The organism is Kitasatospora sp. NPDC091257 (assembly GCF_044757675.1).
GTDB lineage: Bacteria > Actinomycetota > Actinomycetes > Streptomycetales > Streptomycetaceae > Kitasatospora > Kitasatospora lactacystinica.
Genome location: NZ_JBIVVI010001235.1, coordinates 1 through 2,592 on the forward strand (window position 1 = coordinate 1; position 2,592 = coordinate 2,592).

Annotated in this window: 2 protein-coding genes; both read left to right on the top strand. The window is 74.5% G+C overall.

Annotated features, from left to right (window positions below):
* Positions 1–835: chitinase (locus ACIQOV_RS36695; protein WP_401055132.1), on the top strand; the 835-nt coding region annotated here is incomplete at its 5' end.
* A gap of 143 nt (positions 836–978) precedes the next feature.
* Positions 979–2,382 (top strand): SDR family oxidoreductase, encoded by a 1,404-nt coding sequence (locus ACIQOV_RS36700; RefSeq protein WP_401055133.1) that lies wholly within the window; start codon positions 979–981, stop codon positions 2,380–2,382.
* Positions 2,383–2,592 lie beyond the last annotated feature (210 nt).

A 2,592-nucleotide genomic window follows, 5' to 3' on the forward strand; every position in this document is an offset into this window, starting at 1 on the left:
CCCCTCGATGCCCGACCTGGCCAAGGCCGGCGGCCTCAAGGGCTACACCATGGGCTTCGTCACCGGCGTCGGCTGCAAGGCCAGCTGGTTCAACGCCTACGACCCGCGCACCGCCTGGGCCAAGGACCAGGTGGACGCGCTGCGCGCGGCCGGCGGCGACGTCAAGGTCTCCTTCGGCGGCGCCGCCGGCACCGAACTCGCCGCCGCCTGCACCACGGTGGACCCGCTGTTCACCGAGTACGACGCCGTGGTGAACGCCTACAACCTGCGCTACGTCGACTTCGACATCGAGGGCGCGGCCATCGCCGACACCGCCGCCAACGACCGCCGCTCCGCCGCGCTCGCCAAGCTCCAGCAGGCCCACCCGGGCCTCAAGGTCTCCTTCACCCTGCCCGTCCTGCCGGAGGGCCTGACCGCCGAGGGCGTCGCCATCGTCAAGTCCGCCCGGGACGCCGGGGTGGCCGTCGACGTGGTCAACATCATGGCGATGGACTACTACCGGAGCGGGACCGACTACGGCAACGCCGCCGTCCAGGCCGCGCAGTCGCTGTTCGGCCAGCTCAAGGCCCTCTACCCGGCGAAGACCGACGCCCAGCTGTGGGCCATGGTCGGCGTCACGCCGATGATCGGCGAGAACGACGACCACCAGGTCTACAACCAGGCCGACGCGCAGCAGTTGGTGGCTTTCGCCCGGCAGAACCACCTCGGGATGGTGTCCTTCTGGGACGCCACCCGGGACGCCAACGCCTGCACCGGCGGCTCGCTGTCCACGTGCACCAACATCCCGCAGCAGCCGTACGAGTTCGCGAAGATCCTCGGCCAGTACGCGGGCTGAGCCCACGCCCCCCGGCGACGGCCCCGGCCGCGGACCCGGCGTCCGCCGCCCATCAGCCACCAGCCACCAGCGGAAATTGGCATCTCATCGTCCCGGACCGTCCACTACAGTCCCTCCCACCTGTACGGCACGAGGGGGCGGACATGACGGTCCGGGACGACCATCACCAGCTGATCACCATCCATCCGGCGAGCGACGCCGCCGGTGCGGCGGGCCTCACCGCCGAGGAACTCGCCGCGTTCAGCCGCACCCTCGGCCGCCTGCGCGCCCTCCCCGCCCACGACCGCACCCGGCTGCACGCCGAGCGGCAGCTCGGCTCCTTCGTCATGGAGAGCCGCAAGCGCCGCCGCCAGGAGGCCCGGCAGGCCGTGCGGCAGGCCGACGCCGACCTGCTCGCCACCACCGCGACCGGCAGCCGGACCCGCCGCGAGGACGCACCGCTGGCCGCCGCGGACGGACCGGTCGGCGAGCTGCTGGTCCCGCGCAAGTGCTACGTCTGCAAGCAGGCCTACCGCTCGGTCGACGGCTTCTACCACATGCTCTGCCCGGACTGCGCGGCCGACAACACCGCCCGCCGTACCCTGGGGACCGACCTGCGCGGGCGCCGGGCGCTGCTCACCGGCGGGCGGGTGAAGATCGGCTTCCAGCTCGCCCTGATGATGCTGCGCGACGGCGCCGAGCTGATCGTCACCAGCCGGTTCCCGCAGGACACCGTCCGCCGCTTCCGCGCCGCCGAGGGCAGCGGGCAGTGGTGGGAGCGGCTCAGCGTGGTCGGCATCGACCTGCGCGACCCGCGCCAGGTCATCGGCCTGACCGACCGGCTGCGCGCCGACGGGCGCCCGCTCGACATCCTGGTCAACAACGCCGCCCAGACCCTGCGCCGCCCGCCCGAGTCGTACGCGCCACTGGCCGCGGGCGAGCAGGACGCCCTGCCCGCCGCCGACCGCCGGGCGATCGAGCACGCCCCCGGGTTCCGGCCGGTCGCCGGCCTCGCCCGACTCTCCTCCGGCGCCGGGTCGTTGCTGGACCTCACCGACGAGTCCGGGCTGCTGCCCGACCTCGCCCCCGCCAACTCCTGGTCCGCCGTGCTCGGTTCGCTCGACCCGGCGGAGGTCCTGGAGACCCAGCTGGTCAACGTGCTGGCCCCGGCCCTGCTCTGCGACCGGCTGCTGCCCCTGCTGCTGGCCTCCCCGCACCCCGCCCGCTACATCGTCAACGTCACGGCGGTGGAGGGCCGGTTCGCCGTCCGCAACAAGACCGCCCGGCACCCGCACACCAACATGGCGAAGGCCGCGCTCAACATGCTCACCCGTACCAGCGCGGCCGAACTCGCCCCCCGGGGCGTGCACATGTGCGCCGTCGACACCGGGTGGATCACCGACGAGAACCCGGCCCCGAAGAAGGCCCACCTCGCCGCCCAGGGGTTCCGCACCCCGCTCGACATCGTGGACGGCGCGGCCCGGGTCTACGACCCGATCGTCCGCGGCGAGGCCGGGGACCCGGTGTCGGGGGTGTTCCTCAAGGACTACCGGGTGGCGCAGTGGTGAGGCCCGGACGGGCCGGGGCGGCCGCTCAGGTGTCGTAGTGGCCCGCGCGCCCGCGCGGCGCGGGGCGGAGCGGGGCGGAGCGGAGCGGAGCGGGGCGGAGCGGAGCGGAGCGGAGCGGAGCGGGGCGGAGCGGGGCGGAGCGGGGCGGAGCGGGGCGGAGCGGGGCGGAGCGGGGCGGAGCGGGGCGGAGCGGGGCGGAGCGGGGCGGGG